General features: G+C 66.4%; 8 protein-coding genes and 1 tRNA gene. 4 read left to right on the top strand and 5 right to left on the bottom strand.

What is annotated here, in order from left to right:
- Nucleotides 1–97: 97 nt before the first annotated feature.
- On the bottom strand, nt 98–1,168 hold the full coding sequence (gene recA / locus P1U75_RS06875; protein ID WP_300241344.1) for a recombinase RecA: 1,071 nt from the start codon (nt 1,166–1,168) through the stop codon (nt 98–100).
- A gap of 194 nt (nt 1,169–1,362) precedes the next feature.
- Between recA and P1U75_RS06870 the strand changes: the two genes are divergently transcribed.
- On the top strand, nt 1,363–1,956 hold the full coding sequence (locus tag P1U75_RS06870) for a sulfotransferase family 2 domain-containing protein (RefSeq protein ID WP_300241342.1): 594 nt from the start codon (nt 1,363–1,365) through the stop codon (nt 1,954–1,956).
- Between the two features lie 33 nt (nt 1,957–1,989).
- Here P1U75_RS06870 and P1U75_RS06865 read toward each other — a convergent pair whose 3' ends face one another.
- The 3 genes from P1U75_RS06865 to guaB form a co-directional block, all read right to left on the bottom strand.
- Complete coding sequence (locus tag P1U75_RS06865; RefSeq protein ID WP_300241403.1) at nt 1,990–4,182, bottom strand: ATP-binding protein; 2,193 nt, start codon at nt 4,180–4,182, stop codon at nt 1,990–1,992.
- A gap of 207 nt (nt 4,183–4,389) precedes the next feature.
- Nucleotides 4,390–5,568 carry an RsmB/NOP family class I SAM-dependent RNA methyltransferase gene (locus P1U75_RS06860; protein ID WP_300241401.1) on the bottom strand — a complete coding sequence of 393 codons (1,179 nt, stop codon included), beginning with the start codon at nt 5,566–5,568 and terminating at the stop codon, nt 4,390–4,392.
- A 136-nt stretch (nt 5,569–5,704) separates the two neighbouring features.
- Nucleotides 5,705–7,153 (bottom strand): IMP dehydrogenase, encoded by a 1,449-nt coding sequence (gene guaB, locus P1U75_RS06855; protein ID WP_300241340.1) that lies wholly within the window; start codon nt 7,151–7,153, stop codon nt 5,705–5,707.
- Between the two features lie 141 nt (nt 7,154–7,294).
- On the opposite strand from guaB, the gene speB reads away from it, so the two are divergent.
- From speB to P1U75_RS06840, 3 genes are all read left to right on the top strand, one after another.
- A complete protein-coding gene (speB, locus tag P1U75_RS06850; protein WP_300241338.1) occupies nt 7,295–8,269 on the top strand; it encodes an agmatinase in 975 nt (324 codons plus the stop codon).
- A 96-nt stretch (nt 8,270–8,365) separates the two neighbouring features.
- The gene (locus P1U75_RS06845) at nt 8,366–10,408 is read left to right on the top strand and encodes an ASKHA domain-containing protein (RefSeq protein WP_300241334.1); all 2,043 of its coding nucleotides are present in this window, start codon (nt 8,366–8,368) and stop codon (nt 10,406–10,408) included.
- Between the two features lie 175 nt (nt 10,409–10,583).
- Nucleotides 10,584–10,657: transfer RNA gene (locus P1U75_RS06840), tRNA-Gly, on the top strand.
- Between the two features lie 317 nt (nt 10,658–10,974).
- Here the strand turns inward: P1U75_RS06840 and P1U75_RS06835 are convergent.
- Nucleotides 10,975–12,600 (bottom strand): long-chain-fatty-acid--CoA ligase, encoded by a 1,626-nt coding sequence (locus P1U75_RS06835; RefSeq protein ID WP_300241332.1) that lies wholly within the window; start codon nt 12,598–12,600, stop codon nt 10,975–10,977.
- Nucleotides 12,601–12,850 lie beyond the last annotated feature (250 nt).

Here is a 12,850-nt window from a genome sequence, read left to right as displayed (position 1 = left end):
CCCGCGAACGGGCGATGCAAACGGGGCGCGCCGAACCGGCACGCCCCGTGGTCATTCGGATCTCCGGCCGCAAGGAATCGGCCCGGGCGCCTTTGGTTCAGGCCTCGAGGATATTATCGTCTTCGTCGCCCGAGGATCCGATATGGAAATCCAGCCCATGGGCGGCGCGGATCTTGTCCTCGATCTCCAGCGCGGTGGCACCGTGTTCGCGCAGGAACTGCTTGGCGTTCTCGCGCCCCTGACCGATACGTTCGTCGCCATAGCTGAACCAGGACCCGGACTTGTTGACCACACCCGCCGCAACGCCGAGATCCAGCAATTCGCCCATCTTCGAGATGCCCTCGCCATACATGATGTCGAATTCCACCTGCTTGAACGGCGGCGCAACCTTGTTCTTGACCACCTTGACCCGCGTGGCGTTGCCGACCACCTCGTCGCGGTCCTTGATCGAGCCGATGCGGCGAATGTCCAGCCGGACCGAAGAGTAGAACTTGAGCGCATTGCCGCCCGACGTTGTCTCCGGGCTGCCGAACATCACGCCGATCTTCATCCTGATCTGGTTGATGAAGATCACCATGCAGTTGGACCGGCTGATCGAACCGGTCAGCTTGCGCATCGCCTGGCTCATCAGCCGGGCCTGCACGCCGACGCTGGAATCGCCCATGTCGCCCTCCAGCTCCGACTTCGGAGTCAGCGCGGCAACCGAATCGACGACAACCATGTTCACCGCGCCCGAGCGCACCAGCGTGTCGGTGATTTCCAGAGCCTGCTCGCCGGTGTCGGGCTGCGAAATCAGCAGTTCGTCCAGATCCACGCCCAGCTTGCGGGCATAAAGCGGATCCAGCGCATGTTCGGCATCGACAAAGGCACAGACGCCACCCTTTTTCTGCTGTTCGGCGATGCAGTGCAGGGTCAGCGTGGTCTTGCCCGAGCTTTCCGGCCCATAGATCTCGACGATGCGCCCCATCGGCAACCCGCCGATGCCGAGCGCGATATCCAGCCCGAGCGAGCCGGTGGAACTGACCTCGATCTCCGGCAGCGGGTTGTCACCGCCCAGTTTCATGATCGACCCCTTGCCGAACTGCCGTTCAATCTGGGCCAGCGCGCTTTCCAACGCCTTTTGCTTGTCCGCGCTCTGCTTGCTGCTCATCGTCAGAAGATCCGCCATAATCCCGTTCACCTTTCTTATTGTCACACCCGGACCCGGGCGGCAATCGTCGGTTTGTTCACCCCTTGTTCCTTATGGGGGTAAAGAGAGAACATATCAATGGAAAACTTGCACCCCGAAACTCTTTCGCAATTGAGTTAAATTTGCGTTTACGGCAGTCTTGGGCATCTCATCGGGAAAGGGTACAAGGTTAGATGCTTGTTTTTCATAAGGAACGTCTTGTCTTCCTTTCGGTTCCGAAAACCGGGACGACGGCCTATGAGACCGCCCTGAGGGATCGCGCCGATATCGTCATTTCCGATCCCCCGGAACTGAAACACGCGCCGGTCTACCGCTACAACCGGTTCTTCCGCCCGATGTTCGAGAAGGTCTGCCATACCGAGATGGAGACTCTGGCCGTGATGCGCGACCCCATCAGCTGGCTGGGAAGCTGGTATCGCTACCGCCGCCGCCCCTTCATGCAGGGAAATCCCAACTCGACCCACGACGTGAGCTTCGACGATTTCGTCGCCGCCTATCTCAAGGGCGAGAAGCCCGGGTTTGCCAATGTCGGCAGCCAGGCCAAGTTTCTTGAGCCGCGCCCAAACGGGGTGCGCGTGACCCATCTGTTCCGCTACGAGGATCAGCCGGCGCTGGTCCGGTTTCTGGAGGCGCGCCTCGGCACCCGGATCGAAACCGCGCGCGAGAACGTCTCGCCGACGATGGACCTGGTCCTTTCGCCCTCGGTCGAGGCCCGCCTGCGCCGCAAATGCGCCGAGGAGTTCGCGCTCTACGACAGCATCGGCTGACGCCCATGTTTCACCGCCTTGCCGCCGCCGGTCTCAGTGCATCTGTTCGTACACGGTTTCGGCCAACTGGGTGAGAGAGAAGGGTTTGGGCAGAAACACCGAGTTTGGAACCTCCGGCTCCGCCTCGCCGAAGGCCCCCTCGGCATAGCCCGAGACAAAGACCACCCGCACCTCGGGGCGCTGTTCGCGGGCCTTGCGGACCCAGCTTGGCCCGTCCATACCGGGCATCACCACATCGGTGACGAAGACATCCACCCTCAGCAGCGGATCATCGAGCATCTGCAGAGCATCCTCGGCCGATTCCGCCTCGAGCACGGTATAGCCGCGCAGGCGCAGCGCACGGGCGGCAAAGGCCCGCACCGGCGCCTCGTCCTCGACCAGCAGGACCACGCCATCGCCCTGGTGCGACGCGGTGCCGGACGGGGCCGCGACGGCCGGCATTTCGGCGTCGCTTCGGTTGAACGCGGGGAAGAACAGGGTGAATTCGGTGCCGCTTCCCTCGACACTGTCGACGAAGATGAACCCGCCGGTCTGTTTGATGATGCCATAGGCGGTCGACAGGCCGAGCCCGGTGCCCTCGCCCGGGCGCTTGGTGGTGAAAAACGGCTCGAACACCTTCGGCATGTCGTCGCCGGGGATTCCCACCCCCTCGTCCCGCACCTTGACGGTCACGTAGTCCCCCGGCGGCACCATTGCCCGGTCGCGCCGCATCGGCTCGTCCAGGGTCACCACCTCGGTCTCGATCCGGATCTCCCCCCCTTGCGGCATAGCATCGCGGGCATTCACCACCAGGTTCATCAGAACCTGCTCCAGCTGCCGCTTGTCGGCCCGGATCGGGCGCAGCACCGGATCGTGGCTGAGCGTCAGGGTCACCTTCTCGCCCACCAGCCGGTTCAGCAGATGGGTCAGGTCCGACAGCGTATCGCGCAGGTCCAGCACCTCGGGCCGGAGCGTCTGCTTGCGCGAAAAGGCGAGCAATTGCCCCACCAGCGCCGCCGCCCGGTTGGCGTTCTGGCGGATCTGCTCCAGATCGCCGAAATCCTGATCGCCCTGGTCGTGGCGCAGCAGAAGCAGGTCGCAATGCCCCGAAATCGCTGTCAGCAGGTTGTTGAAATCATGCGCGATTCCGCCGGCGAGTTGGCCGATCGCCTGCATCTTCTGGCTCTGGACGAATTGGGCCTCCAGAGTCTTCAGTTCGGTGGCATCGTTCAGCACCGCGATCAGGATCGAGGTTCCGTTCTCGACCACCCGGCTCAGGCTGACCTGGACAAAGATCTCCTTGTCCTTGCGCGTCAGCCGAAGGAACTCCGATGTCTGCCCGGCCCCCCGGTCCGCCGCGGTTTCGCGCAGCCAATCCATCAAGGGACGGCCCAGACCCTGCATCATGGAATCCAGCGTCGCATTCTCGCCGGGCGCCCCCCCCAGCAGATCGACCGCCAGTCGGTTGGCGGCGAGGATTCGGCCATCCGTTCCCACCTTGAGCATCGCCACCGGCAGAGTCTCGAATCCCGATGCGCGCGTCTCCCCGCCCGCCCCCTCGGACGGCAGGAAAAACAGCTCGCGCCGCCCGGCGCTGCCGGAAAACTCGGCCACCAGCACGTCGCGCAACCCCTCCCTGGTCGACATCACGTTGACCTTGCCGGGACTCAGCGGCAACGACGGAAACAGCCGGTCCAGCGATTTCACCCGCTGCCCGGCCAGTGCCCGTGCCGCCTCGTTCATGAAGAGCACGGTTCCGGACCGCCCCAGCGAGATCAGCGGCACCGGGAAGGTCGCCGCGCTGGCGCCGGCGTGCGGTCGTTCCGACATGTCCTCGACCCGCCACAAAAAGCCCTGTTTCCCGGTCCGGTGCACCGCCAGCCGGACGTGGCCGCGCCGCGTCACGATATCCTCATGCGCGGCCCCGTTCTGTTCCGCGTGGCGCTGCAACCGGAACAGGACCGACGAGGGATTGGCAAGTACCCCGCGCAGGGTGGCGGCCAGCGTTTCGCTTTCGGTTTCGGGAAACAGGGCCTCGGCGGCGGCGTTGCGGGCCAGGATCGCGCCATCGGCATCGGTGATGATACTGGCCGCAGCGTCGTTCTCGATGAAGCCCTCCAGCATGTCATTGGCGATGTCCAGCCCGCGCCGCGCCACCAGCCGCCGCAGCGCCATCCCCAGGCTGACCGCGACCAGGGTCACCCCCGCGACGGTCAGCATCCGGGCGGGCAACCCGGGCGGCAGCATCCACACCCCGCCCGCCAACAGGCAGACCGCCAGCACCAGTACGGCAGCGACGCGCGCCTGCTCCGGCGCGGGAAGAGGAAGAAGCGTTCTGGCGTTGATCGGGCGGCTGGTCACATTCTGGCTCCGTCCGTGGGGATTCGTTACCACCCATTTCGCGGCACAGCGGTTAAACCCGGTTTAACGCGCTGATTTTCCACCCAAAGGCGATTATGCCCGGTCCGCGGCACGGGTCAAGTGCGCCGAGAAGAACCCGTCATGCCCGTCGGCAACCGGCCACGAATGTTGCCAGGTGCAGCGCCAGCCGGGATGTCGGTCCAGAAAACCGGCGATCTGATCGCCGTTTTCCCGCGCCAGCAGCGAACAGGTGGCATAGGCCAGCACGCCTCCCGGCGCGACCAGATCGGCGGCCCGGTCGAGGATTTCGGCCTGCGTCGCGGCCAGATCGTCCAGCATGTCCGGCGTCAGGCGCCACTTGCCCTCCGGCGCGCGCCGCCACGCACCACTGCCGGAACAGGGCACGTCGCCGAGCACCAGGTCGAAGGGCGCCTCGCGTGCAATGCCGTCCGCGTCCAGCAGATCGACCGCCAGCCCCGCACGCCCGGCGCGGTCCGGCAGATCGCGCATCCGCTGGGGCGCGGCGTCATGGGCAAACAGCGTCACCTTCGCCCGCGCCCCGATGGCCAGCGTCTTGCCGCCGCCGCCGGCGCAGTAATCCAGCACCCGCTCGCCCCCGGCCAGCGGCAGCGCCTCGACCAATGCCTGGCTGGCGGCGTCCTGCAACTCCACCAGCCCGTCGCGGTAGGCCGCGCAGTTGCGGATGCGCCGCGCCCCCGCCAGAACCTCAAGCGCGGTATCCGCCGAGGCGGCGGGCTGCGTCCCGACCCCTTCGGCGGCCAGTGCTGCGGCCGCCGCATCGCGGTCCGTCCTAGCCAGGTTGACGCGCAGGAACACGGGCGCGCGGTGTTGCAACGCACGGGCGCAGGTCTCGGCCGCCGCGCCGAGGCTGTCGCGGAACGCGGTCCAGAGCCAGTCGGGGATGTCCAGCACCTCGGGCCCCTCGGCCGGTGGCTTCCCGGCCGCGCGCTCTTCTTCGGTGAGCGGCGCCGGGGCATAACCCTGGCCGGAAAAGAGCGTATCGGGATCCACCCCGTCGCGGCGGCAGGCCCCCAGGATCAGCGCCCGGCCGGTCTCGCCGCCGCCAAGCGCCGCCAGGGAACGGCGACACCGCAGCACGTCAAAGACATGATCGCGCACCGCCGCGCGGTCCTTGGAACCGGCAAAGCGGCTGCGCCGCGCCCAGCCGGTCAGAGCCTGTTCGGCGGGTGTTCCGGCAAGGTTGGCATCAAGGATCTCGATCGCGGCCTGCATCCGCGCCGCCGGGGTCATCGCGAAAGGCTCCGGCAACCCGGGCCCCTGGCGGCCGGACGCGGGGCTGCCCCTGCCCGGATCATCCGGCGCTCACCGACCATCCGCGCAAGGGCCGCATCGGCCCGAAATCGCGCAATGCCGATCACCGCCCGGTTCATCCGATGCGATAGTTTGGCGACTCGCGGGTGATCTGCACGTCGTGCACATGACTTTCCTTCAGCCCCGCGCCGGAGATCCGCACGAATTTGCAGTTGCTGCGCATTTCCTCGACGGTGGCGCAGCCGGTATAGCCCATCGCCGCGCGCAACCCCCCGACCAGTTGGTGGATCACCGCGTTGGCGGTTCCCTTGTAGGGCACCTGCCCCTCGATCCCCTCGGGCACCAGCTTGTCGCTGGCAGCATCCTTCTGGAAATACCGGTCGGCAGACCCGCGCGCCATCGCGCCGAGCGAGCCCATGCCGCGATAGGATTTGAAGCTGCGGCCCTGGTAGAGGATCACCTCGCCCGGGCTCTCGTCGGTGCCGGCGATCATGCTGCCGACCATGGCGCAGGAGGCGCCGGCGGCGATCGCCTTGGCGAAATCGCCGGAGAACTTGATGCCGCCATCGGCGATCACCGGCACGTTACCGGCGGCGCTGGCGCAATCCATGATCGCGGTCAGCTGCGGCACGCCCACCCCGGCGACCATCCGCGTGGTGCAGATGCTGCCCGGCCCGATACCGACCTTGACCGCATCCGCGCCCGCATCGATCAGCGCTCGGGTGGCCTCGGCGGTGGCGACATTGCCGGCGATCACCTGGACCTCGTTCGACAGCGATTTCACCCGCCGCACTGCCTCGATCACGCCCGCCGAATGGCCGTGCGCGGTATCGACCACGATCACGTCCGCCCCGGCATCGATCAATTCGCCCGACCTCTCGAATCCGGCATCGCCGACCGAGGTGGCCGCCGCCACCCGCAACCGGCCGAGATGGTCCTTGCAGGCGGTCGGGTTCAACACCGCCTTTTCGGTGTCCTTGAGGGTGAGCAGCCCGGTCAGTTTTCCCTCGCCATTGGTGACCAGCAGCTTCTCGATCCGCCGCCCCTTCATCAGGCTGATCGCCTCCTCGCGGTCGGCCGGCTCGCGCAGGATCGCCAGGTTATCGGAGGTCATCATAACATGCACCGGCGTCTCGTCGCTGGTGGCAAAGCGCATGTCGCGGTTGGTGACGATGCCGACCACGCGACCCTTCTCGTCGACCACCGGAAACCCGGTAAAGCCGTAGCGCTCGCACAGTGCCTTGGCGTCGGCCAGCGTCTGCTTGGGGGTCAGGGTGATCGGGTTGTAGACGATGCCGCTCTCGAACCGCTTGACCCGCCGGACCTCCTGCGCCTGTGCCAGGGTGTCGAGGTTCTTGTGGATTACCCCGATTCCCCCGGCCTGGGCCATGGCGATGGCCATGCGCGATTCCGTCACCGTATCCATCGCAGAGGACAGCAGCGGGATGTTCATCCGGATCGTCCGGGTCACCTGCGTCGCGGTATCCGCCGTGGACGGCAGAACCGAGGAGGCCCCGGGAACAAGCAAAACATCATCGAAGGTCAGCGCCTCACGAATCTCCATAGGACATCTCCTGGCATGGCATCGTTTGGCGCTTCCCTATTACATGGAAGGCCGAAAGAGAAAAGGCCAATTCGCCCCTTGCCGCCGCGGCGCATTGGTCGCAGCCTGAGCCGACAGACCCAACCGGCGGAGCACGGCGCGATGACAACCCACGACTACGACAAGGGCCGCCTCAACCTGCCCTTCGTCGGCATCCCGACCTTCGGCAAGCGGCCCTATGTGCAGGACTGGTCGGCGATCGAGGCCGACGCGGCGATCCTCGGCGCGCCGTATGACTTCGGCACCCAGTGGCGCGCCGGCGCGCGGTTCGGCCCGCGCGGGGTGCGCGAGGCGAGCACGCTGTTCAGCTTCGGCCATGCCGGCGCCTATGACCACGAGGACGACAGGACCTATCTCGGCCCCGATATCCGCATCGTCGATATCGGCGATGCCGACATCGTCCATACCGACACCGCGAAAAGCCATGCCAACATCGAGACCGGCGTGCGCGCCATCCTCGACGCCGGCGCCCTGCCGGTGACCATCGGCGGAGACCATTCGATCACCATCCCCTGCATCAATGCGTATCAAGGCCGCGGCGAGATCCACGTGCTGCAGATCGACGCGCACCTCGATTTCGTCGATGAACGCCACGGGGTGCGCCACGGTCACGGCAGCCCGATGCGCCGCGCCGCCGATCATGATTACGTGACCGGGCTGACCCAACTTGGCATCCGCAACGTCTCCTCGACCACGAAAGAGGGCTATGACGACGCCCGCAAGATGGGCTCGGACATCCTGTCGGTGCGGCAGGTGCGCGCGCTGGGGCCCGAGGCCACCGCAGCACGCATTCCGCAAGGTGCGCGGGTTTATATCACCATCGACATCGACGGCTTCTGCCCCTCGATCGCGCCGGGCACCGGCACCCCCAGCCACGGCGGGTTCCTCTATTACGAGGTGATTGAGATCCTGCAGCGGGTGGCGCAGAGCCATGAGATCGTCGGCATCGACCTGGTCGAGGTCGCCCCGCCCTATGATCCGGCCGAGGTGACCTCGGTCCTGGCCGCGCAGGTGCTTCTGAACCTTCTCGGCTACGTCTTCGAGGGCGCCAACGGGGGCGGCAACGGGCCGGCGTGACGCGGCCAGACCGGGATTTGCCGCATCCGCCCTTTCGCCCAGGCCGCAAAAGGGTAAGTTGCCCCTGCGCGAACACCCAACAATTACAGGCCGATCATGAGCACCGATCCCCTCGTCGTCTTCACCCCCTCCGGCAAACGCGGGCATTTCCCCAAGGACACCCCGGTCCTGACCGCCGCGCGCCAGCTCGGAGTCGATCTGGATTCGGTCTGCGGCGGGCGCGGCATCTGTTCGAAATGCCAGGTCACCCCGTCCTATGGCGAATTTCCCAAACATGGTGTCACCGTGCGCGAGGGCGCGCTGTCGGAGTGGAACGCTGTCGAGCAACGCTATGACGACAAGCGCGGGCTGAAGCCGGGGCGCCGGCTGGGCTGTCAGGCGACGATCCAGGGCGACGTGGTGATCGACGTGCCCCCCGAAAGCCAGGTTCACCGCCAGGTGGTGCGCAAGGCCGCCGCCGTGCGCGCCATCACCATGGACCCGGCCACGCGGCTGTTTTTCGTCGAGGTGGACGAACCCGACATGCATTCGCCCACCGGCGATCTGGAGCGGTTGGAACGCGCCCTGCGCGAGCAATGGGGGATCGAGAGCGTTACCGCCGATCTGACCCTGCTGTCGAAACTCCAGCCCACCCTGCGCAAGGGAAAGTGGCAGGTCACCGTTGCGCTCTACCGCGATCACGCCGGCGGCGCCGCTCGCATCACCGAGATCTGGCCCGGGTTGCACGAGGGCGGGCTTTACGGGCTGGCCATCGACCTCGGCTCGACCACCATCGCCGCGCATCTGACCGATCTGGACACCGGCGCGGTGATCGCCTCCTCCGGCATCATGAACCCGCAGATCCGCTTCGGCGAGGACCTGATGAGCCGGGTCTCCTACGCGATGATGAACCCCGGCGGCGACAAGGAGATGACGGCGGCGGTGCGCGAGGCACTAAACGACCTGACCCGCACCATCGCCGAAGAGGGTAACATCGACCCGGGCCTGATCCTGGAAACGGTGTTCGTCTGCAACCCGGTGATGCATCACCTGCTGCTGGGCCTCGACCCGGTAGAGCTGGGACAGGCGCCCTTTGCGCTGGCCTCCTCCGATTCCATGCGGCTGGGCGCGCTGGAGATGGGGCTTGACGCGATGAACCCGCGCGCGCGCATATACCTGCTGCCCTGCATCGCGGGCCACGTGGGGGCGGACGCCGCCGCCGTGGCGCTGTCGGAGCAACCGGGCAAGTCCGAGGACCTGGTGCTGATCGTGGACGTGGGCACCAACGCCGAGCTGCTGCTGGGTAACAAGACCCGCGTGCTCGCCTGTTCCTCGCCCACCGGCCCGGCCTTCGAGGGGGCACAGATCAGCGCCGGCCAACGCGCCGCGCCCGGCGCCATCGAACGGGTCGAGATCGACCCGGAGACCAAGGAGCCGCGTTTCAAGGTGATCGGCTGCGAGTTGTGGTCGACCGATCCCGGCTTTGACGCCGCCACTGCGACCACCGGCATCACCGGTATCTGCGGCTCGGGCATCATCGAGGCGGTGGCGGAAATGCGCATCGCGGGGCTGGTCGACGGCTCCGGCCTGATCGGATCGGCCGAGCAGACCGGCACTCCCCGCTGCCTGCCCGAGGGACGCACGCATTCCTACCTGATCCACGATGCCAGCGATCAGGGCGGGCCACGCATCACCGTCACCCAGGGCGACATCCGCGCCATCCAGCTGGCCAAGTCGGCGCTTTATGCCGGCGCGCGCCTGCTGATGGACGAGATGGGCGTGGACAAGGTGGACCGCGTGGTGCTCGCCGGGGCATTCGGCGCGCATATCTCGACAAAGCACGCCATGGTTCTGGGCATGATCCCCGACGCGCCGCTCGACAAGGTCACCAGCGCCGGCAACGCCGCCGGGACCGGGGCGCGCATCGCGCTGTGCAACATCGCCGCGCGCGCCGAGATCGAGAGAACCGTGCGCGAGATCACCAAGGTGGAAACCGCGATCGAGCCGAAGTTCCAGGAGCATTTCGTCGCCGCCAACGCCATCCCGCACAAGACCGACCCGTTTCCGGAACTGGCAAAGGTGGTGCAATTGCCCAGCCCCAGTTTCAACGCCGGCGGAGGGGGCGAGTCTGGTGGACGACGCCGCCGTCGGCGCGGGTGACCGCCCCTTCGGGGCGGGCCTCCGGCGGGAGTATTTCGGGCCAGAAAAAGACCTGCCAGCGTTGGCCTGAGATTTCGCGGTGGAGGTGCCGCTGCGTGAGCGGACATGCCGGCCGATCCGCCCGCTTCGCCCCTTGACGCGCCCGCACGCCGGGCGTATTTCGGACCTTCAGAGCGCGGGTATGGTGAAAAGGTATCACGCGAGCTTCCCAAGCTTAAGTTACGAGTTCGATTCTCGTTACCCGCTCCAGGCCCTCCTCAACATAGACTAACCTGATCGACCGAGCCACAGGCATGCGCCTGACGCGCCGCCGCGCTTGCCCGATAGCGCCCGCGACATGCCCAAGACCGGCCCCCCAGATCCCGGCCGCCGCTTGCGTCCCCTCCCCCTCGGAGGGGGAGGGTCAGGGAGGGGGCATGCTCAAAGAAATGAGGGGGAACGCTCAAAGAAAAAGGCGCCAGCGGCGCCTTTCGCGATCTTCCTTGAGGGTTTCCGAGACGGGCCCTTGCCAGGGCTCCGCCCGTTCGGCCCTGAAACCGTCCCCCGGACGGTTTCCGAGACGGGCCTCACCCCTCCTGCAGCAGGTCGCCGTAGAGCTCGCGCAGGGTCCGCTTGAGCACCTTGCCGGTGGCATTGAGCGGCAGCGCCTCGGTGAACACCACACGGTCGGGGATCTGCCAGCCGGCGATCTTGTCCTCGTAATAGGCGCGCAGCTCGTCCTCGGTCACGGTTTCCCCTTCGGCGGGCACGGCGACCAGCACCGGGCGCTCGTCCCATTTCGGGTGCGGCACACCGATCACCGCCGCATTGGCCAGCTTGGGGTGCCCCATGGCGATGTTCTCCAGCTCGACCGAGCTGATCCATTCACCGCCGGATTTGATGATGTCCTTGGAGCGGTCGCGGATGGTCATGTACCCGTCCGGGTCCAGCGTCGCCACGTCGCCGGTGGCGAACCAGCCATCCTCCAGGATGTCCTGGTCGCCCATACGGAAATAGCTGTCCAGCACCCAGTGGCCGCGCACCATCAGGTCGCCCTGCGCCTCGCCGTCATTGGGCAGGGTGTTGCCGTGGTCATCGACGATCTTCAGCTCCACGCCGAACGGCGGTCGGCCCTGGTTCTCGCGCAGCTTGTGCCGGGCCTCCTCGGTCAGCGCCCTGTGCTTGGCCAGCGGCTGGTTCGAGGTGCCCAGCGGGCTCATCTCGCTCATGCCCCAGGCGTGCACCGTCTCCACCCCGTAGGTGTCGCGGAACTCTTTGATCATCGACGGCGGGCAGGCCGAGCCGCCGATCACCGTGCGCGTCAGGCTGTCCAGTTTCGAGCCTGCCTGCCGGGCATATCCCAGCAGACCCAGCCAGATCGTCGGCACCCCCATGGCCAGGGTCACGTCATGTCCGTCGATCAGCTTGACCAGCGCCTCGCCGTGCAGGTCCGGCCCCGGCAGCACCAGCGATGCCCCGGACATGGCACAGCCATAGGGCGAACCCCAGGCGTTGACGTGGAACATCGGCACCACCGGCATCACCACGTCCATCGCCGAATAGCCGATCACGTCGCTGGTGTTCGACGCAAAGGCATGCAGCACCGTCGAGCGGTGTGAATAGAGAACGCCCTTGGGGTTGCCCGTGGTCCCCGATGTATAGCACAGCGACGAGGCGGTGTTCTCGTCGAACTCCGGCCAGGCGAAATCCGGATCGCCGTCATGCAGGACATCGTCGTAGAATTTCAGCCCGGGCAGTTGCTCCGCCATCTGATCGTCGTGCGGCCCCATAAGGACCACATGATCGAGGCCGGGCAGTTGGTCGCGCAGCTTCACCACCAGCGGCAGGAAGGTGGCATCGACGAACAGTACCTTGTCCTCGGCATGGTTGACGATGTAGACCAGCTGCTCGGGGAACAGTCGCGGGTTGATGGTGTGGCAGACGAAGCCGGCGCCGGACACCCCGTAGTAGATTTCCAGGTGACGCCGGTTGTTCCAGGCGATGGTGGCGCAGCGGGCCTGCGGGTCGAGCCCCAGCTTGCTCAACGCCGAACCGAGCCGGCGCGCGTTTTTCGCCACCGCGCCCCAGCTGGTTTCCTCGGCACCGCCGCCGGTGGTGTTCACCGAGATGATCGGCGTTTCGCCGTGATACCGTTCGGCATGGTCGATCAGGGACGAAATCAGCAGGGGTTTGGTCATCATCTGGCCAAGCATGGCGCACTCCTCGGGGTTGCCGTCGGGCCGCTGCGGCCCGGGTGAATTCGAATGTCGAGAAGCCTGAGCGACGCGCAATCGGTTCGATCCCGCCTGTTGCCCAATTTCCTCCCACGCAATTCCTGCCAAACCACGGGGGGGCTTGGCAATGACTGACGTTCCGGAACATCGGCATTCGCCCCTCCCCGGCAGCTTGCGGTGGCAAATCCGGCTTGCCGATCCGTCGGCGCGCGCGTAGCAATCCGGCATG

It is taken from the genome of Antarcticimicrobium sp. (assembly GCF_029212575.1).
Lineage (GTDB): Bacteria > Pseudomonadota > Alphaproteobacteria > Rhodobacterales > Rhodobacteraceae > Antarcticimicrobium.
The sequence above is the reverse complement of the archived record's forward strand: the minus strand, read 5'-3'. Positions and strand labels throughout refer to the sequence as shown.

Coding starts and splice junctions, on each gene's coding strand:
- recA (WP_300241344.1), bottom strand. CDS start 1,168: ATGGCGGATCTTCTGACGATGAGCAGCAAGCAGAGCGCGGACAAGCAA.
- P1U75_RS06845 (WP_300241334.1), top strand. CDS start 8,366: ATGAGCACCGATCCCCTCGTCGTCTTCACCCCCTCCGGCAAACGCGGG.
- speB (WP_300241338.1), top strand. CDS start 7,295: ATGACAACCCACGACTACGACAAGGGCCGCCTCAACCTGCCCTTCGTC.
- P1U75_RS06835 (WP_300241332.1), bottom strand. CDS start 12,600: ATGCTTGGCCAGATGATGACCAAACCCCTGCTGATTTCGTCCCTGATC.
- P1U75_RS06860 (WP_300241401.1), bottom strand. CDS start 5,568: ATGACCCCGGCGGCGCGGATGCAGGCCGCGATCGAGATCCTTGATGCC.
- P1U75_RS06870 (WP_300241342.1), top strand. CDS start 1,363: ATGCTTGTTTTTCATAAGGAACGTCTTGTCTTCCTTTCGGTTCCGAAA.
- guaB (WP_300241340.1), bottom strand. CDS start 7,153: ATGGAGATTCGTGAGGCGCTGACCTTCGATGATGTTTTGCTTGTTCCC.
- P1U75_RS06865 (WP_300241403.1), bottom strand. CDS start 4,182: ATGCTGCCGCCCGGGTTGCCCGCCCGGATGCTGACCGTCGCGGGGGTG.